21 protein-coding genes are annotated in these 22,598 nt (G+C 43.1%); 6 read left to right on the plus strand and 15 right to left on the minus strand.

Translation table 11 applies throughout. From position 1 onward, the window contains the following. Position 1: 1 nt before the first annotated feature. Complete coding sequence (locus tag P0M11_RS05685) at positions 2–1,891, plus strand: DUF3857 domain-containing protein (protein WP_275624805.1); 1,890 nt, start codon at positions 2–4, stop codon at positions 1,889–1,891. Next, complete coding sequence (locus tag P0M11_RS05690) at positions 1,888–3,816, plus strand: DUF3857 domain-containing protein (protein WP_275624806.1); 1,929 nt, start codon at positions 1,888–1,890, stop codon at positions 3,814–3,816. Before P0M11_RS05685 ends, P0M11_RS05690 begins: the two co-directional genes overlap by 4 nt. A gap of 55 nt (positions 3,817–3,871) precedes the next feature. On the opposite strand, the gene P0M11_RS05695 is transcribed toward P0M11_RS05690, so the two are convergent. Continuing rightward, positions 3,872–6,997, minus strand: coding sequence for a UvrD-helicase domain-containing protein (locus P0M11_RS05695; protein ID WP_275624807.1), 3,126 nt, complete (start codon positions 6,995–6,997; stop codon positions 3,872–3,874). Positions 6,998–7,171: 174 nt separating this feature from the next. On the opposite strand from P0M11_RS05695, the gene P0M11_RS05700 reads away from it, so the two are divergent. Together P0M11_RS05700 and P0M11_RS05705 are read left to right on the plus strand one after the other, a co-directional pair. After that, on the plus strand, positions 7,172–7,927 hold the full coding sequence (locus P0M11_RS05700) for a hypothetical protein (protein ID WP_275624808.1): 756 nt from the start codon (positions 7,172–7,174) through the stop codon (positions 7,925–7,927). A 28-nt stretch (positions 7,928–7,955) separates the two neighbouring features. Further along, positions 7,956–8,687, plus strand: a complete 732-nt coding sequence (locus P0M11_RS05705; RefSeq protein ID WP_275624809.1) for an SIMPL domain-containing protein — start codon at positions 7,956–7,958, stop codon at positions 8,685–8,687. 20 nt (positions 8,688–8,707) lie between these two features. Here the strand turns inward: P0M11_RS05705 and P0M11_RS05710 are convergent, their stop codons facing one another. The 5 genes from P0M11_RS05710 to P0M11_RS05730 form a co-directional block, all read right to left on the minus strand. After that, complete coding sequence (locus P0M11_RS05710) at positions 8,708–9,220, minus strand: GNAT family N-acetyltransferase (protein ID WP_275624810.1); 513 nt, start codon at positions 9,218–9,220, stop codon at positions 8,708–8,710. 77 nt (positions 9,221–9,297) lie between these two features. Continuing rightward, positions 9,298–9,534, minus strand: coding sequence for a PspC family transcriptional regulator (locus tag P0M11_RS05715; RefSeq protein ID WP_275624811.1), 237 nt, complete (start codon positions 9,532–9,534; stop codon positions 9,298–9,300). Positions 9,535–9,541: 7 nt separating this feature from the next. Further along, positions 9,542–10,807 carry a DUF2851 family protein gene (locus P0M11_RS05720; protein ID WP_275624812.1) on the minus strand — a complete coding sequence of 422 codons (1,266 nt, stop codon included), beginning with the start codon at positions 10,805–10,807 and terminating at the stop codon, positions 9,542–9,544. A gap of 51 nt (positions 10,808–10,858) precedes the next feature. Continuing rightward, entirely contained in the window at positions 10,859–12,016 is a 1,158-nt protein-coding gene (gene bshA / locus P0M11_RS05725) for an N-acetyl-alpha-D-glucosaminyl L-malate synthase BshA (RefSeq protein ID WP_275624868.1), read from the minus strand. A 58-nt stretch (positions 12,017–12,074) separates the two neighbouring features. Beyond that, positions 12,075–13,775, minus strand: a complete 1,701-nt coding sequence (locus tag P0M11_RS05730) for a glycoside hydrolase family 3 N-terminal domain-containing protein (RefSeq protein WP_275624813.1) — start codon at positions 13,773–13,775, stop codon at positions 12,075–12,077. A 113-nt stretch (positions 13,776–13,888) separates the two neighbouring features. Between P0M11_RS05730 and P0M11_RS05735 the strand changes: the two genes are divergently transcribed. Further along, positions 13,889–14,404 carry a hypothetical protein gene (locus P0M11_RS05735; RefSeq protein WP_275624814.1) on the plus strand — a complete coding sequence of 172 codons (516 nt, stop codon included), beginning with the start codon at positions 13,889–13,891 and terminating at the stop codon, positions 14,402–14,404. Positions 14,405–14,513: 109 nt separating this feature from the next. Beyond that, on the plus strand, positions 14,514–15,221 hold the full coding sequence (gene deoD, locus P0M11_RS05740) for a purine-nucleoside phosphorylase (protein WP_275624815.1): 708 nt from the start codon (positions 14,514–14,516) through the stop codon (positions 15,219–15,221). Position 15,222: 1 nt separating this feature from the next. Here deoD and ribA read toward each other — a convergent pair whose 3' ends face one another. From ribA to P0M11_RS05785, 9 genes are all read right to left on the minus strand, one after another. Beyond that, entirely contained in the window at positions 15,223–15,825 is a 603-nt protein-coding gene (gene ribA / locus P0M11_RS05745) for a GTP cyclohydrolase II (RefSeq protein WP_158063295.1), read from the minus strand. Between the two features lie 15 nt (positions 15,826–15,840). Next, entirely contained in the window at positions 15,841–16,293 is a 453-nt protein-coding gene (locus P0M11_RS05750) for a hypothetical protein (protein ID WP_275624816.1), read from the minus strand. Continuing rightward, entirely contained in the window at positions 16,293–16,901 is a 609-nt protein-coding gene (locus tag P0M11_RS05755) for a DUF4254 domain-containing protein (protein WP_158063297.1), read from the minus strand. The genes P0M11_RS05750 and P0M11_RS05755 overlap by 1 nt, the downstream gene beginning before the upstream one ends. 11 nt (positions 16,902–16,912) lie before the next feature. Then, a complete protein-coding gene (locus P0M11_RS05760; protein ID WP_158063298.1) occupies positions 16,913–17,104 on the minus strand; it encodes a twin-arginine translocase TatA/TatE family subunit in 192 nt (63 codons plus the stop codon). Positions 17,105–17,137: 33 nt separating this feature from the next. Continuing rightward, positions 17,138–18,688, minus strand: a complete 1,551-nt coding sequence (locus P0M11_RS05765; RefSeq protein ID WP_275624817.1) for a peptidoglycan DD-metalloendopeptidase family protein — start codon at positions 18,686–18,688, stop codon at positions 17,138–17,140. Then, a complete protein-coding gene (locus P0M11_RS05770) occupies positions 18,685–19,521 on the minus strand; it encodes a DUF4292 domain-containing protein (RefSeq protein ID WP_275624818.1) in 837 nt (278 codons plus the stop codon). The genes P0M11_RS05765 and P0M11_RS05770 overlap by 4 nt, the downstream gene beginning before the upstream one ends. A 101-nt stretch (positions 19,522–19,622) precedes the next feature. Then, complete coding sequence (locus tag P0M11_RS05775; RefSeq protein ID WP_275624819.1) at positions 19,623–20,642, minus strand: sugar phosphate nucleotidyltransferase; 1,020 nt, start codon at positions 20,640–20,642, stop codon at positions 19,623–19,625. A gap of 51 nt (positions 20,643–20,693) precedes the next feature. Then, complete coding sequence (gene dut, locus P0M11_RS05780) at positions 20,694–21,128, minus strand: dUTP diphosphatase (protein ID WP_275624820.1); 435 nt, start codon at positions 21,126–21,128, stop codon at positions 20,694–20,696. After that, positions 21,125–22,567: an oligosaccharide flippase family protein gene (locus tag P0M11_RS05785; protein ID WP_275624821.1), complete on the minus strand. Its 1,443-nt coding sequence runs from the start codon at positions 22,565–22,567 to the stop codon at positions 21,125–21,127. Before P0M11_RS05785 ends, dut begins: the two co-directional genes overlap by 4 nt. Positions 22,568–22,598 lie beyond the last annotated feature (31 nt).

Raw genomic sequence — 22,598 nt, forward strand, 5'->3', positions numbered from 1 at the left:
AATGATGAAAAAATTTTATGGCCTTTGCCTTGTAGCTTGGTCAGTGTTCTTCTTTGCGCAAAATTACAGCGTTGCAGCAATTCCGGAATCCCTTTTAAAAAATTCGAATGCGGTTATACGTGAGAGTAGTGAAGTTTATACACTCAAATCGGTATCCGATCTAGTCATTGAAAGAGAGCATGCAGTCACCGTCCTAAGCAGCGCTGGAGATGAGTTCGCGAATGTTTACATTCCTTACAATCCGACGACAAAAATCAGTGATGTCAAAGTAGAGCTGTACGATGCCGCAGGCAAATTAAGCAGAACTTTCAGTAAGAAAGATTTTTCCGATTTCAGTCATAATCCCAGTGCTGCCCTTTATGTGGACGACCGTATTATGATTTTACGTCCAGTGTTTCCTAAATATCCATTTACAGTTCGCACAACCTACACCACTAATACCTCCAATACGGTCTACCTTAGTTCATTCCGACCTGTATCCAGTTTTAATGTCGCTGTGCAGAATGCGTCATTCACACTGATAAATACTTCAGGTATTGATATCCGGACTAAAGTTACGGACAGGCCTCAGGCTAAAGTTACGGAATCGCGGTCTGGAAACCGCTGGCAATACAGCTATGTAAATATTCCCTCCATCCGAAATGAGGAATTGGCGCCCAGTTTAAATAACCTGGTTTCTTATGTTGAGTTTTCGCCGCAAAAGTTTACACTTGCCGGGCGGCAGGGCGATATGAGCGACTGGAATACCTTTGGAAAATGGTATTACTCCGAACTTATAAATCCGATGTCTGAGATAACCCCGGAGATACGCGCAGAAGTTGCGGCACTTAATCTGAAAGGAACGACCTCGGATAAGGTGAAAACCATTTACCAGTATATGCAGAACAAGACAAGGTATGTACTGATTGCAATGGGAATTGGTGGTTGGCAGCCAATGCCCGCTGCGGAGGTAAGCATGAAAGGCTATGGAGACTGCAAAGCGCTTACGAACTATATGAGGACTCTATTAGAGGCTGCAGGTATCCCATCCTACTTCTCAGTGATTTACGATGACCGCTCCGAGATCAGTTTTGACAGGAACTTCCCGCGACTTTCAGGAAATCACGCAATTCTTATGGTGCCCACCGAAAACGGTAACATCTGGCTGGAGAATACTTCGCAAAAACATGCCTTCAATCATTTGAGTTTCACCTCGCACCACCGAAATGTGCTAGCCGTAAACAAAGATGGGATCCAAATAGTGGAAACCCCGAAATACCGCCCCGAGCAAAGCAGGGAAGTCCTGCGGTCTGAGGTGCAGTTGTCGGCAAATGGAAACATGTCATCAAAAGCTTCTCTGGAGTTTACCGGAGGTCAGTACGACACGAACCTGACACTCTTCGGACTGAGCAGCAATGAGATTGAGCAGTCGCTGAAAAACCGCCATTATACTTTGAACACGGTAAAACTTGCGGTTCACAACCTGAAAAATGACCGCGAATCCGGCAAGGTAATGTATGACTTAAATATTGATGCGAATGGATTTGCCAAAAAACTGGGCGATGATCTGTTTTTCCCGGTTATGCCTTACTATCAGGATGTAGTTTATTCTGCGAACGAAGAAAGAACATTGCCATTTGAGACTTCTTTTCCGTATCAGGACGATTACGAGATTAAATTCAAGGCGCCGGCCGGTTATAAATTCTCAGAAATACCGGAATCCAAATCCTTCAGCACCGAATTCGGTTCTTACTCCCTGACCTTCACTCCTGAAGGTGAACATTTAATAGTGAGCAGGGTGATCACGGTAAATAAAGGCCAGTATCCAAAAGAAAAGTTTGCAGATTATATCGCGTTCAGAAAGAAAACGACCAACAGCGACAGTACAAAAATACTATTAATCAAATTATGAAGAAAATTTTATTCCTTTCAGCTATCCTGATCATAGGATTGGCAAATTCACAACATAGATTTCTGGAAATTCCCAAACTCTCTGAGGCCGACTTAAAAAGCCAAAAATCGGAAAAGTATGCGGATGCACCTGCTGAAGTTCTCTACCGTTCTACTCATTTCAACATTGATAACAAAGGACATATGTTTCAGAAGGTGGTGAGCCGTGTTAAGATTTACAATAGAGAAAAAGCAGTTGATTATCTGGATCATGAAATAGTCCTTTATGATGATAAGAAGGGATCTGTGGAAACACTTACAGACCTGAAGGCACATACTTACAATTATGAAGATGGAAATATTGTTGCCACAAAGGTGGCTAAAGACGAAAAATACAGATCTAAAGAAGACCGGCATTATAACGTAACCAAATTTGCATTTCCTAATGTAAAGAATGGATCTGTTGTGGAGTATTCCTACCAAATAATGACTCCATTCCTTGTTTCAACTCCGAAAATTATGATAGAGGAGGAAATTCCTGTCCGTTACAGCGAGTTTATTCTGGACTATCCTACCGTACTATCCTACAATATTAATTACAGGGGAAATCTAATGCCCACGCACCGGACAGTGGAAGAGAAGCGGCTGTATGGCGATTCCTACAAAACCTATAGATTTGGTTATGAAAATATAACTCCCTATATCAATGAAAAATATGTATTGAACAACCAAAATTACAAAACAGGAATAAAAGCTGAGCTCAATGCTGCCATGACGGATAATAGCGTGAGATCTTTTGCAGGTTCATGGCTGGATATTAGAAAGCGCCTTTACGATCATCAGGCATTCGGGCAGGAACTGAAAAAACTTAATCTGGTTAAAGGTGTTCTGCCACAGGATATTTCATCCATAACTCCCCCAATGGAGAGGGCAGCCGCAATACTTAAATTTGTACAGAAGAACTACACCTGGAATAATGAAAACTCGGTGTTTACAGATAATGGAATTAAAAACCTGTTGTCTACCAAGGTGGGTAACTCAGCAGAAATTAATCTGCTACTTACCCAATTGCTTCAAACTGCAGGGTTAAAAGCTGATCCTGTGGTGCTGTCCACCGTTGATTTGGGAATGCTGCTGGCTTACTCACCATCTATTTCCCAACTTAACTACGTAGTCGCCTCAATTTCTGTAAATGACAGGATACACCTATTGGATGCAACTCAAAAACAAAGTGAGATTAACATGATTGCACCGCAGGCATTAAATTATTCGGGATTTATCATGACTCCTAAAGAAGCTACGGAAATCAGCCTGTTGTATCCGGACAGGAGCAAGACCATTCTCTCAATAGATGCTAAGATGAACTTAGACGGAACATTTGGTGGGAATTTCAAAGACCGCGATACAAAGCTTTATGCCATGATGGTGAACAGCAGATATAGCAGCGATACATCTGCTTTCGCCGACTCTTATAAAAGCGGTTACAAATTTCCGATTTCCAATCTTAAGCATGGTATTCAGGACAATAATGATTTTGAAACCAGCTTTGACTTCACATCAGATAACTTTGTAGATGCTATTGGCAGTAAGCTTGTTTTCAACCCACTGCTTTTCCTGTATTCCCAAAATCATAATTTTGATCAGAAAGAGCCACGGAAAGCCCCACTGGAATTCTATTCAGCATACGACCGGACAAAGAAGGTCACAATTACAATCCCTGATAACTATGAATTTCAGAATGTGCCGAAATCAAAGAAATTCCGGACAGATGACAACGCTCTCCAATACTCTTATGTGGTTACGCAGGCGGGTAACAAATTAACTGTAGAGACTACTGTGAGTACCGACGATTCTGTATACCCTAAAGAATATTATCCTGCATTTGCGCAGATATTTGATAACATTACCAAACAGGAAGCTCAGGTGGTAACAGTTGTACGGAAATAGGTTTAATAAATTCCACATTTAACCGGTCCACAGTTTATCTGTGCACCGGTTTTTTTTAAAGATAGATTACTTCGCTGCGTGCTACCTTCAAATTCAGTTTTTGCAGTATCTGACTGTAAGTGTTTATCTGATCCTGATGCTTTTTACTTTCGCTTCCGGTCTTAAAATCAATTATAATAAATCCTTCTTCCGTATTAATAAGACGGTCCGGCCTGTACACTTTTGAGTCTCCGTTCTCGGTAAGCATAATGTCCTGCTCATTGATGATCCTTAAATCTTCGCCAAAATAAGCCGGATACTTTGTAATAATTTGAAGTATTGATTTCTCTATATCTGCCTTTTCCTGCAGGGTAAGAATTCCCTCAAGAACGTAGCTCTCCAATACATCATCCACATCCTTTTCAGAATTGATCTTCGACAGTATTTCGTGGGTGAAGATCCCGTTTCGTACCTTTTCATCTCTGTTTTGGTAGCTTTTGGAGGGTGTTGCGATTTTTATTGCGGACGGAGCTTGTGTCCGCCGTGTAAGCCCCTGTATGGATTCGGTTCTGTATTCCTTAGTCTTAATCTTACCTTTTTTGCTGTAGTCGTGGCTGGGATAAAGGTCAAAATCATCTTTCTGCTCCGGATTCATCTGCTGTACAAAATCCAGGATTTCTAAACTGTTGGTTTTACCTGCCTTCTGTATGTACAGAAAAAGCTGCTCCACAGGTCTGGTGGTGGCCACATACTGGAGGCAGGTGCGGTCAATCCGGTTCTTGTAACTGTTCACTTCATTAAACTGCCGGATATCAGCATCATAGATTTCCAGATCCCTGCTGAAATGGCCGGTGTTTACCGAATGCAGTCCGAACTCACGGTCTGTTTCAAACCAGTCATTGAACTTGTAATCCCGCTGACTGTTTACCATGGGATAAAAGACCACCGGGAATTCCAACCCTTTGGCTTTATGAATAGTCATCAGCTGAATGGCATCCACATTATCCGAAGCCTGGATACTCATATTTCGCGCTTCTTCATTCCAAAACTTGATGAAATCCTTCAGGCTGGCTCCGGAATTTTGGGTAAATCCGTACAGAACCTCCAGGAAGTTCAGCAGGTAATCTGTCTCCTTGTCCTGTACAGCAAATTCATGCAGGTAATGCTCAACAAAATTATACATGTTCAGCTTGGGGGAATCTGTTTTATGAAGTTGAAGTCCGTATTTCTCCTTCAGAAAGGCTGCAATGCTTTCCTTATCTTTAAGCTGCAGTATTTCGGTCATTTCCTTTGTGAAATCATGCATCACGATGCGGCCCAGGCGGTTCAGGTAATACATCATACGCACCGGATTCTGCAGGTTACGCGGGTTTTCTTCCCAACTCAGATACTCCATGAGGGCAGCCAGTGTATCGGACAGTTCCAGTGTGAGTCCACTTTCGGAAATCGTTTTAATGTTGATTTCCTGACCGCGGTAATTAATGGTAAGTGCACCCAGGCGTTCAGAAAAGTGGAAAATATCTCTGTTACCGCGGCATAGTATGGTGATATCCGAAAGAGCAAAACCGTTATCGGCTAGATCCTGGATATCATTGCGCATGCGCTGCGCTGTATCGTTATAAAAATCTTCTTTGCGTCTGTTCTCTATAAGGCTTACCTTCACGCGGCCTTCAATTCCGTCCTGATACTGCTGTTGTGCCGAAGCGCCGAAAATATCTTTATGCTCTTCGGCCAGTCCGCAGGAAATAAAGCTGTACAGTTCATTGTTGAAGATCACAATATTTTTTGCACTGCGCCAGTTCTGCTCCAGAATATGCACATCAGCCATTTTAGGTGAGACTTCGCTGTGGTTGATAATGCCCAGCATCAGTTTACTTTCGCCACCCCGGAATCTGTAGATACTTTGTTTCGGATCGCCCACAACAGTAAAGGAAGTACCGTCTTCGGACACGCTGTGATCCCGCAGAGGCAGGAAATTTTGCCACTGAAGTTCGGAAGTGTCCTGAAATTCATCAAAGAAATAATGCTGGAACTGTGTCCCGATCTTTTCATAGATAAAAGGTGAGGGTTCATTTTTCAGATTTTCATTGATCAGTATGTTGAATTTGGAAAGGAGGACTATATCGTTCTCGCTTTCAATCTTTTCCAGCTCTGTCTGTATGTCCCTGTTCACCTTCAGAGGCAGGAGTGCTGCCAGTACTTTTCCTTTTTTTTGGCTGATGATATAGTTTCTGATAATTTTCCGGCGGCTCTCAATCAGGAAGTCAATGATTTCCATAATCAGGTGTTCTTTTGCCTTTCCTTTTACTGAGGCACCGGACAGGTATTTATTGATCTTTTTCTCTTCTGCTTCCACCGAAACGGGTAGTTTAGGAGCTTCGTTGGCAAGATAGTAGTCAAAGAAATACTGAATACTTTGGTTCCCGCCGCCGGCAAAATCAGCATTCTCAAGACCTTTTTCTTTAATCAGCTGCAGCGCTGTGTTTGCAAGGTTTTTATTTTCGGCTTTCAGGTCTGCAATTTCCTTACGGAGCTTCGCCGTGGCCTCCCGGTAACTTTCATTATTGAAATTACTGTTCTGCTTAAGGTTTTCGTAATGGATGTCATTTACAAATTCTTTTGCTGACTTATAGAGGGTTTGGTTCAGGTTAATTCTTTTCTCATTGTCCAGTCCATAGTTCACGTAATCAATGAGGGATTCAGACATTTCCCTGTCTTCACCTACCTGATTAAGCAGTTGGTCCACCGCTTCAATAAGAAAAGGTTCCGCCTGGATCTCCAGGTTGAAATTCTTTGCAAGACCGAGTTCATAAGAAAAACTGCGTACCAGCCTTGAATTAAATTTGTCAATGGTCCCGATATTAAGGGTGGAATAATGATGAAGCACATAGTCCAGCATCTTGCGGGAGCGTACATGAAGTTCATCCAGAGTAATATGTTTACCTTCCTTTGCCAAAGCCTGCTGCAGAGCCGAAAGTTCGCGGCAGTCCTGATAGTCTTCTGCTGCAAAATTGCCCAGCCAGGTAAGGATTCTTTCCTTCATTTCGTTGGCAGCTTTATTTGTGAAGGTCAGCGCCAGGATATTCCTGATGCTCCTGTGCTGGTTGGGCTGTCCCAGGCATATCATCAGGAGGCGCTGTACGAGGGTATAGGTTTTTCCCGAACCGGCGGAAGCACTGATCACGCTGTAAGAATTCTGCATTTTGTGTGGAATATTTCCTGCAATTTAATGAAAATTTAGGTGTGGGTTTTAACGCTTTTCCACCTGATTTAACAAAAGCTTAAAGATAAAATTTACTGAAATTGCCAAAAGCTGTTAACCATTGTTAAACTTAAATCAGCCTCTGTTTTAACGCTTACATTTGAAAGAAAAACCGTGAAAATAAAACTACTTTTTCTTTGTCTCATCCTCACTGTACTGGCTGATGCCCAATCTTATATTTTTGGCAAGGTGACCTCTGAAGACGGGATACAGCTGTCCGGAGTTTCTGTGATCAATTTGCGGACGGATGAAAGGTCTGAAACAACAGCTGAAGGGCAGTTTATGATACGGGCAGACAGGGGCGATGAGCTACGTTTCAGCCGGAAAGCTTACACAAGAAGTTCGCTCACTGTCAATGAAACTCATTATGAAAATCCGGTAACCATAGTGCTGCATAGTATTCCCACGGAGATTGAGGCAGTTAATATCCGTTATCAGGCTACCGGAAATCTGAAGGAAGATGTAAAACATTTCGGTGACCGGGGTAAAGTAAAGACGCTTAAAGATGATTTAGACTCTTACATTGCGCGAAAATCTTCACCTGAAGCTATGGCGCCGCGGCACGGAGAATTTGTGCAGCCGGTAGGTCCCGGAATCCCTGTTGGCAAAGTGAAGGACCGCTGGGACGATGTAGATCTTATGCAGTACCTGGCAGAGAGTCTGGGCAGTGAGTTTTTTACTGAAGAGCTGAAGTTGTCACCTACTGAAATACAGCCGTTTATTTATTTCGTTTTTACTAACTTTGATAGAAAGCAGGCACTGAAATACGGCGCAGCGGACCGCTCCGTAGTTGCACGGTTTGCAGATGCCGCTCAAAAACAGGTAGAGCCGTACCGCAACCGTACGGCAGTTCAGCACAGGACGCCTTAGAAGATTACGAAATTTTAAACCAAATAACATGAATAAAGGAGTACTTTCTGTTAGTATTGCAGCATTGGGATTCGTATTGGGTCTCTGGTTTTTAGGTAATGCGGTGAAAAACAGAAACAAATCGCAAAACACCATTTCGGTTACGGGTTTGGGAACAAAGAAGTTTACATCTGACCTTATCACCTGGAGCGGAAATTTCTCGCGCAGCAGTTTTGAGCTGAAGGCTGCATACGACGAACTGGCCAATGACAAACGTATTATTGAAAATTATTTGGCTTCTAAGGGCATCAGGAAGGAAGATATGGTCTTTTCGGCGGTAGATATCCAAAAACAGTACAGTTATGGGACCGATGCTAACGGGAGAAGCACCCAGACTTTCTCTGGCTACCAGCTTTCACAGCGCGTTTCGATAGACAGTAAAAATGTGGATCAAATAGAGAATCTCTCCAGAAATATTACTGAGATCATTAACCTTGGAATAGAATTCACTTCCTCGCCACCCAATTATTTTTATACAAAACTGGCAGATGTAAAACAGCAGATGATTGCGGATGCTACGAAAGATGCCAAAGCAAGAGCCGAAAAGATAGCCGAAAACGCCGGAAGTTCGCTGGGTGACCTTAAAAAGGCAACAATGGGTGTCACGCAGATCACTGAACCCAACTCAACAGAAGAATTTTCATATGGGGGAACCTTCAATACTACCTCGCGGGAGAAAGAAGCCAGTATAACTATTAAACTTGAATATGAAGTAGAATGAGTTAGCTGAAGTATTGCAGATCAGCAGTATACCACATCGTAAATCTCCTCTTTTATCCAGTCCGTTTTTTCGGGTTGCCAGTTCGCCAGAAGCCACAAATTCAAAGGATTCTTACCCACTTCATAACATGGCTGCACGTAACTCTCATCTATTACGCTGAATCCGTTTCTTTTGTAAAAAGCGATCCTTCTTGCGGCATCTTCATTAAGGTGTTGGGGTTCAGCTTCAAGTACGATATGCGAATAGGTACGGAAGAGATGCGACAGCATCTCGCTGCCAAATTTAAGGCTCCGGAATTCGGAGAAGATCTCAAAATGTTCAATAAAGACAAAATCGGTAAGTTCCCAGCAAATCAGATAGCCTATATTGTCCAGATCATTCAGTATAGTGTGGACCTTAACTTTTGGATTACTGAAAAGTTGTCTGAACTGATCCTGGCTGCGGCGCTCATCCTCCGGAAAAGTGCTGCAATAGGACTTGTAGATATAATTAGCGCGAAAATCGTCTGCCGTGCTAACCTGAAGATATTCCATAGAAAATACGGGGTTTAACCACACTCTGCAAATTGCTTTCCATAATAATTAACCCTGCAAAAATTTTTTGAATTCGGTTAGAGGTCAAACACATTAGGACGGCGTGTTACAAAAATGTCTTTTACCCAAAGTGAAAAGGCAAGGATAAGATAAATCAGGAAAAATATTCCCACTGTTGCGAAGGTGGAATAGATAAAGAAAACGCGCAGTTTTGCCACCGGAATACCAAGTTTTGAACCCATCCGTGTAAGTACGCCAAACCATTCGCGTTCTACATTATGACGTATTTTGGTGATGAAGTCAGGCTCGCGCATATTTATTTTAACTTTTCTTTAAAAGTTGAAAACCGATACTGCAATTTAAGCAATTTTTGGTTTCGCAAAAATGTTTATGATGATAAATAAATGCCTGACTTTGGGCCGCATCCTTAATATCAACTCCAAGGGAGGTCCATCCGTTGGTAATGCTGTTTTTTTCAGGATCAAGATTACGGTAAAGCCCCACAATATTTTCGGCGGCATCTTCGTCGGTGTTCTTTGTATATACATATTTCAGAGGCAGGACAGCGTTTAACAGAACGAGGTCAGTAAATTCGCGGGATAGGTACTTTTCACCGGTCACCGTACTTTCCCTGCCGAAATTAAACCGCGTATCCCAGTATTCACTGGATTTCACCTGGCCGAAGAGATCATAAAGGTCTGTGATCCGGCGTGCTGAAATCATTTTTGAAAACAGATTCTGGTTGAGGTGGTATAGTGAAGCCAACTGGGAAAGCCGTACCGTAGGGAAATTTGGTGGTCTGAGTTTGGAAAATTTGGGGAAGACACGCCATGGTGCGAGGCTGTATTTAACTTTCAGAAAGTCGAATTCACGCCGCCACAACTTCATCTGGTCGTCTATGGGTTGGTCCAGCCAGCCACAGAGACCGAAGAAAAGTGCTTCCAATTGAAGGAGGTTGCGGCTTATTTTAGTTATCAGAGAAAAGTCTATACCTTCCGCCATCAGTTTGAAGTGTTCCGCATTGACCTTAAGTCCAAACGCGTAGGCCATATTCTGAAAAAGTACAGCTTCATAGTTATTTCTTGTGCTTTTAAGCGATTTTTCAATGTCCGCTGCCTTCTCATCAAGTTTTCTGAGAAGGGTTTCCTCACTAAAGCCAACCGGAATATTGTCTGGATTGAAAATATCTTCACAGGGTATAAACCTGTTTTCTTTAAGAAGAGATTCATACTTCCAAAGCAGGGAAGTGTCAATATAATCCTGAAGTTCAAGTGTAGGCACGATCCGCTCTTCAAGTTCCGGAATCTCCGCATCATGAATCAGAACCGCATGCAGAATGACATTCTCAAACTCCGGGTTTCCCGAATGTCGGTGAAAAATCCAGTCTGATGATTTAAGATGAAGTTCAATATGACCGTATAAAGTAAGTCCGTTTATCTGCACCGCACTGTGCAGGAAATCGGGTCCTGAGTCATAGTTCCACTTGCCAAAATCAAGAATCTCAACCTTATTGCCGGCCGTATCTTTAAAATCAAAACTTTTAAAAATTTTGAAGTTCCAGAGATATTGCAACAATTTTTCGTTCATCGCCGTAAGATTTTAATAAGTTTAAAATCACCGAACCGGCGCGGAGCTTAGCTAAGGTATCACCTTTGTAGGGACGGTGTTAAATTTCCTGAGCGTTTCCGCATACATTTCCTCGTAAACAGGCAAAATATTCTGCAGGTCAAACCGGATGGCCTGCTGCTTTGCATTTTCCTTCATTACATTCAGCAGCTGTTCGTCAGAAAGCAGTTTGATGGTATAGTTACTCATTGCTTCCACATTTCCGATTTCTGCCATAAAACCCGTTTCACCCTGTATGTTTACTTCGGGTATACCTCCGGCATTGGAACTGATCACCGGAGTGGAGGCTGCCATGGCTTCCAATGCCGCAAGACCAAAACTTTCCTGTTCCGATGGCAGCAGGAAAACATCCGAAAGTTGCAGGATTCTGTACAGGTCATTTACCTTACCCAGCAGGCGGATCTCACCAATCAGTTCAGGGTTTTCCTCCAGAAACTGGTTGATCTTCTCCATTTCAGGACCTTCGCCGATGATGATAAGTTTCGACTTTATGCGGGCATGCACATTTTTGAAGATCTGCAGAACTTCCATGATTCTCTTTACCGGCCTCAGGTTCGAGACGTGAATCAGGATTTTCTCATCGTCCTTAGCAAACTGTTTTCGCTGGCAGGTCTGTACGCCTCCGCCGAAATCTGAATTATCAATGAAATTGGTAATGACCTGTATTTCTTTCTTTATGTTGAAGAATTTTAGCGTATCTGCTTTCAGGCTCGCGGAAACAGAGGTAACGGCATCGGACTGATTGATGGAGAATTCTACCGCATGTTTATAACTTGGATGCTGGCCAACCAGCGTAATGTCTGTCCCGTGAAGTGTCGTGACCAGCGGTATATCCCTGCCTTCTTCCTTCAGCATCTGTTTGGCAGTAAATGCTGCGTAGGCATAGGGAATCGCATAATGCGCATGCAGCAGATCCAGTTTATACAGATTGACAACTCTGTAAATCATTGAGGAAAGTGCTATGTCATATGGCTGATATTCGAAAAGAGGATAAGTCTCCACATTCACCTTGTGAAAGAAGATGTTTGGGTTGGTAATATCCAGGCGGGCAGGCAGGGCAGAACTGATGAAGTGTACTTCATAACCTTTATGTGCCAGGGACATCCCCAGTTCTGTAGCTACAATACCGCTACCGCCGTAGGTGGGGTAGCAGAGAATTCCTATTTTCATCATTTTAATTTAGCTGAGCATTTTACTCAATTACAGTAGTACTGTTCTCTCTTTATATTTATTTCCCACGGGCCGGTAAATCCATTCCTGCTCCGGCTTTCAGCTTTTGGTTCACCAGAACCGGAAGTCTGCCGGAAATTGCGGTTTTCCCCACTAATGCTCCTGCGGCTGCGACCATTGAGTCGTCATTGTTTTCATACGCTACCAGGACTGTTGCTATTTCTGACAGGTCAAGATCCTGCAGTGCGTAAGCCGATCCGAAAACACTGAGGATCACCTGATGATCTTTGGCTAAGCCAGCGATCATTTTTTTTGATCCCGCCGATATCTTATAAGGTTTATAAGCCGTGGAATTATCCTTGTGTAATCCTACGATTACTTTGGAATTGGCCGGGATTGATGCAATCTCCGATGGCTTCTTCAAAATAACCGTGATATTAAGGTTCAGTTGGTTTACAACTGTCTGGTATGGCGCCTCTTCCAAAGCTACATAATAATAAGTCTCCTTACAGTTCAGGGGAAGTAATTTTTGATTGTCTTTAAGTAGGGTGACTGCATTGGCATACATCTTCTGAACAATTTCTTTGTGGACGTTATTATTCAGGTCAGTATTAATGTTAACAGGATTACGCGCATCATATTTGGTCAGTCCAAGGTAATATTTCGTAAGCAGGATCTTCTTTACACTTTCCTCCACACGGTCTTGTGAAATCTCATTTCGGTCTATCGCTTCCTGTATAAGCCTTTTGCCTTCCTTCACACCTTCTGAAAATAACATGATGTCGTTACCGGCTTTAAAAGCCAGCGCATCCAGTTCGCCGGGTTTGTACCGCTTGGCTACGGCACCCATATTTAAGGCATCGGTTATTATAAGGCCTTTGTAGCCATACTTTTCCTTTAGAAGTCCGGTAATGATGCTTTTGGATACAGAAGCGGGGATGCCTTTCTCTTTTTCAAGTGCCGGCACATAAAGGTGGGCTACCATTACACCTCCAATGCCCTGGTCCATAAGTGCTTTGAAGGGCGCCAGTTCAACATCGTTCAGGCGCTGCAGATTATGTGAAACGACAGGCAAATCCAGGTGCGAATCCGTATCCGTATCGCCATGACCTGGGAAATGTTTAATGGCCGCGAGTACATTGCTATCCTGCAGGCCTTTTGAATAGGCGGTTGCGGACTTAACAACATTATTTACTTCCGATCCGAAACTCCTGTTTCCTATAATAGGATTGTTGGGGTTGGTATTTACATCCACCACCGGAGCAAAATCCCAGTTTACGCCCATCCTTTTGGCATCTGCTGCAATCTGGCCAGCCATTTCTGTAATAAGCCTTTTATCCTGTATGGCTCCCAAAGTCATGGCCCAGGGAAATTTATGGGCTGCCGCTATTCTTTGAAAAAGTCCCCATTCAGCATCCATGCCTATCATCATTGGGATTCTGGATTTTGACTGAAATTCGTTTACGAGTTTGATATGTTTTTCAGCATCATCCTGCATCAGTATCAGCCCTCCAATCTTTTCACTGAGTACCAGATTTCGGACGCCAGTTATATGTTCATCGCCCTTGTTTGTATAAAGGGCTACAATGAAAAGCTGTCCCAGTTTCTCGTCCTGAGAAAGTGAGTTATAAGTGGCACTTACCCAATCGGCAGCTTTTTTCTCTTCAGCGGCGGTTAAGTGTTTGGGCCGGTATTGAGCCGAAAGTGTTGCACTGCATACTGTAATAAGCGTAATGAAGCTTAGGAAAATCTTGTACATCCAGGAATTGCTTTCAACAAAAATACAACAAATCCGGTAATACCCCGGCTATACAAATAAATGGTATACGTTTTGAATAAGCCACCACAATTCAACAAATAAAATAATTTACAATGAAAAAATACTTTTCTCTCTTATTGATCGCGCTTTTCGGTTTGGTTGCGGTGAGTTGTGATACCAGGAATGATGATCCTTATCAGGACTACGATACGTATAGTGTCGTTTACGATATTACAAATGTAAATTTCATCAATGATCCAACTTATGGCTGGTCTACTTCCCACACCTTCAAAAAGCCTTTTTACAATACTGATGTACTTTTGGTTTACAGGAAAAGTGGGAGTACAGGCAACGGATCTCCGGTTTGGCAGCAAATCCCAAGGACACTGTACATCTCGGCCACGCAGGAACTGGATTACGACTTTGATTTTACAGCGAATGATGTAATGATTTATGCGGGAGGTAATTATGATATATCTACAACGCCCTCTTACCTGAACAACCAGACATTCAGAATTGTGCAGGTACCTGCCAGTGCCGGTAAAAATGCAAACGTCGACTTCAGTGACTACAACTCTGTTATTAAGCATTTCAATATTGATGATTCCAAAACGGTTGAACTAAAGTAAAGCCTTCAAAAAATCTTCTGATCCCGTAACCGTGTTGCGGGATTTTTTTTATTACCTGTGCCGGAACTCTAAGTAGTACAGCATTCTTCGTATCTTTGAAAAAAAAATTATGAGTGTACATATAGCTGCCGCCAAAGGTGAAATAGCAAAGACAGTTTTGCAACCGGGAGACCCCTTAAGGGCAAAGTTTATTGCTGATAATTACCTGGATTCTGCAAAACTGGTTAGTCAAACCCGTAATATTTTCTATTATACCGGATCTTATAAAGGTGCCGAAATCACAGTAGGAGCCAGCGGCATGGGCATTCCCAGCATTGGGATTTATTCCTATGAACTCTTCACAGAATATGAAGTAGATACCATTATCAGGATCGGTACCTGTGGTGCTTATACTTCAGACCTTAAGCTGTTTGATGTTATTAACGTGAACAATGCTGCCAGCGAGTCTACGTACGCTAAATTCGCATGGGGCATAGAGGAAGAACTGATTGGGCACCAGGGTAATATCTTTGAAACTATCAACAAAACAGCCGCCCAGCTTGGAAATAATATTGTAGAGTCAAACATCCATACCAGTGATATTTTCTACCGCAAGGACGCAGCTGTGCCGGCCATCGCGCAGAAACATAATTGTCTGGCTGTAGAAATGGAAGCTTTCGCCCTTTTTGCGAATGCGAAACACCTTGGGAAAAGTGCGGCGACCCTGCTTACCGTTTCAGATATCATCCCGACAAGAGAGCAGATCAGTTCTGATGAGCGTGAAAAAGCTTTACGTGTTATGATTGAACTGGCACTGGAATCTGCAGTTAAGGCGTAAATCAGTTGTCAGGCTCAAGGTCATCAAGCAGGTGACCGAAGAAATCTTTTTTGGTCTTAAGATACGAACGGCTCATGTCATGAGCAAGAATTTGAAGTGGTATCCTGCTGTTCAGCCGGATATCACTTTCTTCTACATACCGCACCTTATTGGGGTTATTGGTAAGCAGATTTACTTCTTTTACCGAAAGTAATTTAAGGATTTCAATGGCTACGCCGAAATCCCTGTCATCTGCCGGCAATCCCAGTTCAAGATTTGCCTGCACAGTATCCATGCCCTTTTCCTGGAGTGCGTAGGCTTTTAACTTATTAATGATGCCAATATTACGGCCCTCCTGCCTAAGATAAATAATGATGCCCCCATTGGTCTGAATGTACTGCATTGCAGCGTCCAGCTGCTGGCCGCACTCGCATTTGCGTGAATGGAAAACTTCACCTGTGATGCATTCCGAATGAAACCTAACATTTACGGGTTTGGAAAAATCGGTGTTTTCGGCTACGATGGCCATATGCGGCATCCAGTCCTGAGTATTATCGGAAAAAGCCATCATCCTATAGGTACCGTAATCGGTAGGTACATTGGCTTCTGCCTGCATTTTTAACATGGCTAAAATAAATTTTTAAGGCTGTAGTAATGTGGGAGTTTCCAGTACGGTAATGTTGGTTTTTATCCGTGTAAGATAACGGTTAAGGATAATATCTTCATCTTTATTCAGGAATTTACGGAGTTTCTGTATCTTCCGGTAACTTTTTTCAATATTCCTGTTCGCTTTCTGCTTTCCAATGAGGTTATATTCACTATAAGCATAGATATATTCCTGCAAATGCACCTTAAGGACGGAAACCTCCCTGTTCAAAGCATCATTGGTAAAGCGTGGGAAAGTAGCGATCAGATTTGTGATTTCGGCAGCATTAATGTTTTCTTTAAGGCTGGCCCCAAATCTCTCTTCCAGCGACCCACCACCGTTTACCGAATAAGTGCTCCCGTTTACTGGCGATGGTGTGAACTTGTCTGATGCGCACGAAGTTAACAGAAATATCGAGAAAAATAAAAATACTGAACTTTTAATCATTATTTTGCCTTTTGATAAAGGACGGGGTTAAGACTTTCATCATTATACATTTTCATCTGCTTATATGTTTTCATCTTAACCTTACCGTTCTCAATCTCAGCTAATAACTGATTAATTGATGTCATCAGATCCGTTTTCTGTTCCAGCAAAACATTAAGTTTTGCTGAACACTTCATACGGTGCTCTTCGCTGGCGGACAGTCGTTCTGCTTCCTGCCTCATATGGTACACCTTGAGGGCCAGAATTGAAAGCCTATCTACCGCCCATGCGGGCGTCTCTGTATTTATCCTTGCCTCCGGATGCGGAGTAATGTCTTTATAGCGGGTTAAAAACCAGCTGTCCAGGTACTCCACTAAATCGGTACGCTGCTGATTTGAGGCATCTATCCTTCTTTTCAGCAACAAAGCTGCTTCCGGATTAATGTTTTCATCCCGGATAATATCCTCTAAATGCCACTGAACGGTATCAATCCAGTTCTTTGTATACAATAGTTGTTCCAAACTACCCGCCGGAAAAGGTTGCTTCTGAGGTTCATCCACCTCATCGGTAAGATGATAGTCTGATATTGACTGGCTGAAAATCTCCCACGCACTTGATGCGAAATCCATATTCTCTGTCTTTACGCCGTGCGGTCTGTATTTTGTGTAGGCTGTTCTGTGTTAGCTTTCTTGTCGTCCTCCTTCACAGCATCTTTAAATTCCTTGATTCCTGATCCCATTCCCCTCATCAGTTCCGGAATTTTCTTGGCACCAAACAGTACGATGATGATCAGTGCAATGATTAATATTTCTCTAAATCCTAGTCCTCCCATGACATAAATATTTTTGCAAAGTTACGTTATTTTTTAGTTTACCCAACCCAGTGGGTCAACCGGCGTGGTGCCGTTCCAGATCTGAAAATCCAGTGTATATGAGCCGTCAAAATCTTCAGCAACTAGTCCGATGTTGGTACCTGCGGATACCTGTTGGTTCTGTGAAACAGATACGGTACTCAGGTTGGAATAGATGGTGAAATAATTTCCGTGCTTCACGATTACCGTACGTGTTCCGTCGCCGGAAGCCATCACTTTTGAAACTGTTCCGGGATAAATAGCTTTTGCACCCGTACCTTTGGCTACGGCTATTTTAATCCCATTGTTTTCTTCAACAATATTTTTAAAAACAGGATGCGGCTGGCGGCCAAAACGGTGGGTAATAGTTCCGTAGGCAGGCATATTCATCCGTCCCCTGTTTTCTGCGAAATTACTTGCTGCATTGGACGAAACTCCATAATTGGTGAGCGCTTTACTTTCGGCGGCTTTTTTCTCAACATCGGTCTTTCTGGTCAGTTCTGCCTCTGCAGCCCGTGCCGCGGCCAACTTTTTATTGGCTTCACGCGCTTTCTGTGCAGCCTCGCGCGATTCTTTTTCTGCAGCGATCTTCCTGGCCTCATCACGGGCACTCGCTTCGGCTTTTGCAGCTTCTTCAGTTCGTTTCCGCTCATCGGCCAGTTTTTTCGCTGCCAGATCAGCTGCTTTCTTAGCTTCTGCTTCCGCCAGACGTCTTTCTTTTTCCAGTGCATCGGCCTTCGCCTTATTTTCTGCATCAATCCTCGCTTTTTCGCGGGCAGCGGCTTCTTTCGCCAAACGCATCTTTTCCGCTTCGGCTTTTCTTACCGCTTCCTCATTGGCTTTGGCAATTCTGATTTCTTCGGCGATGATGGCCCTTATCTGTCCTTCCAGGTTTTTGCTCTGCGTCTGTTTCTGCTTTAGTTCAGCACTCAGGTTAGCCTCATTTTTCTTAAACTCCTGAACGAGTTTTTCTTTTTGCTGCTTTTCTGCAGAAATGGTTGTTATTTCTTTTTTCTGATTGGCGAGAAGGATTTCCTTCTGCTTTGCCGATTTGGCTTTCTCAGCTATCGTGCGCTCCAGGTCACTGGCAGCTTTTGCAATCTTGGCAGCCTGTTTGTCCTGATAATCTGAATAGAAACGCAGATACTGCACCCTTCTGATAGCTTCGCCCAAACTTTTGGACGAGAGTATGAAGGTCACTTTATTTTTCAGGTCACGGTTTTTATAGGCATTTACCAGTACATTGGCGTAATTTCGGCGCAGCACGGCAAGCTCCCTGTTCTGACGGTTGATCTCGAGCTGACGCAGATAAATATCATCTTCAATAAATCGCTTTTCCTTCTGCGTGTTTTGATACACTTTTTCACGAAGCTCAATCTTTTTATTTACGCCTTCCAGATAGGCCACCGAGAGTTTGGACTCATTACGGCTTTTGGCAAGCTGCGAATTGATCTGTGCAATCTGTTTTTTTAATTCAGCATTTTGCTTCTGAAGCTGCTCCTTATTCTGGCCGAAAGAAAGTCCAAAAAGGAGAACTGCGGTTAAAAGACTGACCTTTTTAATCATTTAATTTCAATTTTGGTATAGTTTCCGGGTACTGAAAACGGAGTCTGCATTTTAGTGTCGTCAAATTTCGTATTTTCAAGCAATATCTGACCTTCTTTAGACCCTTTTATAAGTATTTTAACGTTTTTTGGCAAGCGGAAATCTTTGTAGGCAAACCAGTCATTATAAGAAACCTGAAGTTCATCGTTTCTGTTCACTTCCTTCAGGTACACGTTCATCAAATCGTAGTTGGGAGCGTACTGCAGTTCAATTTTATATTCGCTCGTCTTACCGTCTTCGGTCTCAATCCGCTGATTCACGGTGGAAGCCATCTTAAAGCCCTGTGCATTACGGGTGAGACGGAATTCACGGTCATTGATTCTGACAAAAGTACGTCCCAGCAATAACCTCTGCAATGAACTATAGTTAATGAAATCGGTGTTCAGCAGTTTGTTCAGGTAGTCAAAATCCGAATCGATGAATGTCCTGTCTGTCTTATTGTAGGCCTGTATTCCCTCCGGTGTTGCAACTCCTCTGGCCATGCTTATGAAAAATGCCGAAAGATTCATCCAGACCTTTTCATTGTTCTGGATATAGATGGTGGCATCCAGCGTAGGCAAATAACTGGTTTGGGTTTCTACATTTATTTTGGAGTTTATTTTCAGCTGCTCAAACTTCGGCGGCACAAGTACCTGCTGAAAGAATTTAGCATCGGCATCAATAGGCTTATTTACATCACGCGGATTTTGGGCGACTGCAGTACTGTCGGTGGCACCACCATCTGCTGCTGCTTTTCTTGCTTTGCAAGAAAAAAGTAAAATTCCGGCCAGGAACAGTAGAAGATATTTCTTCATGATTCGTAAATTATTTGGCATAACGATAATAAGTTGCAATATTAACGCCAAACCACACAAAAAATTTGTGTGGTTTGGCTTCATATATTGTTTGAGCTGAATCAGTCTTTGGAGAGGAAATCCAGGACCGAGTAATCGCCTAATGAGATTTCACGGGATACACCATGGTACTCCGCAGAATTCCCTATCATTGAATTGCTGAGGTTTGCGTGATTGATTACCGTATTTTCCTGTATCAGTGAGTTGTCAATATTGGAATTGATAATTCTTGTATTGTTGCCCACACTTACATTGGGGCCGATTTTTGAGTTGGAAATACTCACATTCTCGCCTATAAAGCAGGGTTGGATAATCAGACTGGTCTCTATGTTTGCAGAGGCTGGATGATTCAAAAATTCTTCCTGCTCATAATTCAGGATTTTACCGTTGGTTTCAACCGTTGCATTTTTGTTTCCGCAATCCATCCAATCATCTACCTTTCCCAAAGAGAACTTTGCTCCTTTCTGTCTCAGGTTTTCCAGCGCGGTTGTAAGCTGATATTCGCCACCCTGCATAATATTGTTATTCATGATGAAGTTGATTTCCTCCATGAGTTTCTCTGCAGACTTGAAATAATATATTCCAATGATGGCCAGATCGGACACATATTCTTTGGGTTTTTCTGCAAAATCCGTGATATAGCCGTCTGAATCCAGTTTTACCACGCCGAAAGCAGAAGGATCTTCTACACTCTTTACCCAGATTACACCATCGGAATGTTTGTCGAGATTAAAATCGGCACGGAAAAGAGTATCGGCAAAAGCAACCACAACATCACCCTGCATAGACGCTTCAGCACATTTGATGGCATGGGCAGTTCCCAGAGGTTGATCCTGAGTATAGATGCTTCCCTTCGCACCAAGTTTCTCAGCGATCTTTAAAAGCGACGCCTCCACTTCCGGTCCGAAATCACCTATAATGAAGGCGATTTCATCAATATCCTCACCCGCAACTTTGGCAATGTCTTCTACAAGGCGCTGCACGATGGGTTTTCCGCCGATGGGAATTAAAGGTTTTGGAACTGTAAGTGTGTGTGGTCTCAGTCGGGAACCACGGCCCGCCATAGGAACGATTACTTTCATATTTGGTTTTAGTTTTTTATCATCATTCGGAGCATTATACTGCCCGTGTTTTTATTTTGCCGATGTACTGCCGAAGCCTCCTGCTCCCCGTTCTGTACCCGTTAGTTCTGTTACCTCTTCCCATTCGGCGCATTCATGTTTTGCAATCACCATCTGTGCGATGCGGTCTCCACGCTGAAGGGTAAATTCGCGGTCCGACAAATTTACTAAAATTACGCCGATTTCACCTCTGTAATCTGCATCTATGGTCCCGGGTGTATTGAGGACCGTAATCCCGTTTTTAATTGCCAGGCCGCTCCGCGGACGGATCTGTGCCTCATAACCTTCGGGCAGTTCGATAAAAAGCCCGGTAGGGATCAGTTTTCTCTCCAAAGGTTTTAAAGTAACCTCTTCATGCACGTCAGCAAAAATATCCATACCTGCCGCGCAGGGAGTCTGGTATTTCGGTAAATCCAGTCCGGATTTGTTAATGACTTTTATCTTCATTTCTTCAATCTTTTTAGTAGCGCCTGTGGCAACAGTTTTTGATAGGCGATGAACGCGGCTGCCAAGATAATAAACAGCAGGTTACCTAACATAATATGTTGCTGAAAATTTTGGTAGTAGGCAAGTCCGGCAACGATGGTGATCAATATTATAACTGCATTTTTGTACAGTTGATAGGGTATGGGATATTTGATCTGGCCCCATACCAATGAGATGACCATCATTATGAAATAAGCTGCTAATGTAGCCCATGCGGACGCCCAATATCCGAATAGCGGAACAAAATAGTAGTTGATTGCTACGGTTACGGCTGCCCCGGCTAATGAAATATAGGCGCCGTTGATGGTTTGGTCCGTAAGTTTGTACCAGATCGATAAGTTAAGATAGATTCCTAAAAACAGGGTGGCTATAAAAAGTATCGGAAGAATGTCAATGCCAACAAAATAGGCTGGATTCTTAAGGTACATTGGTGCCAGCCAGCTAAGGTTAACTGTAAGCCACAGAATGATCAGGCAGTTGGCTGTAATGAAGACATCCATAAGACGGGCATAGGCCCGGCCTGAATTCTCATTTTTGGAATGACTGAAGAAAAATGGTTCAATGCCCAGCACATAAGCCTGCTTAAACAATAGTACAAAAGTTACGATCTTAGTTACACCACCATATATCCCAAGTTGTGTTTGTGCAATGCCGTCGGGCAAAAGGAATTTAAGAAACTGCCGGTCCAGAGTCTCATTCACAATTCCTGCCAGCCCGGCAAACATGATAGGTAGAGAATATTTCATCATCTTTTTCCAAAGCGCAAAATCAAAGTACCGGAAACGGGCTACGATTACCTCGCTGAAAAGAAGCGCAAATGTGACAGCGCTGGCCACCAGGTTTGCTACAAACACATACCCGATTCCAAAGTCCGGCTGGTATCTGAGCCCCAGCAAACCCTGGGGATATTTTGGTAACAGAACTATAAAGAATAAGGTAAGGGAAAAGTTGATGAGACCGTTAATGATCTTAATTGCAGCAAACTTGATCGGTCTTTCCTGCTTGCGCAGAATTACAAAGGGCATAGCCGAAAGGGCATCAAGCGAAAGGATGATTACCAGGAAGGTAAGCAGGTGAACCTGAGTAGGAGTCTTGAAAGCCACTGCCAGTGGTTCGCGGAAAATCAGAGCCATCAACAGAAAACTTAGTGCAACAGTTACCACACTGAAAAAAGCCGTGGATACCAGTTTTTTCTGATCCTTTTCCTTAAGCGCAAAACGGAAGAAGGTGGTTTCCATTCCGTGAGTCAGCAAAACAGTAATGATTCCCGCTACGGAGTAAAAATCTGCGTACGGGGCATAGGCTTCAGGTCCGAAAGCCCGGAAAATAAACGGGCTCAGAAAAAACGGAAAAAGTCGAATGATGATTGTGGTTAGACCGTATAGGGCGGTTTGTCCCATAAGTTTTTTATACACTGACCGGCAAATTTTC

Source organism: Kaistella sp. PBT33-4, assembly GCF_029194425.1.
Classification (GTDB): Bacteria; Bacteroidota; Bacteroidia; order Flavobacteriales; family Weeksellaceae; genus Marnyiella.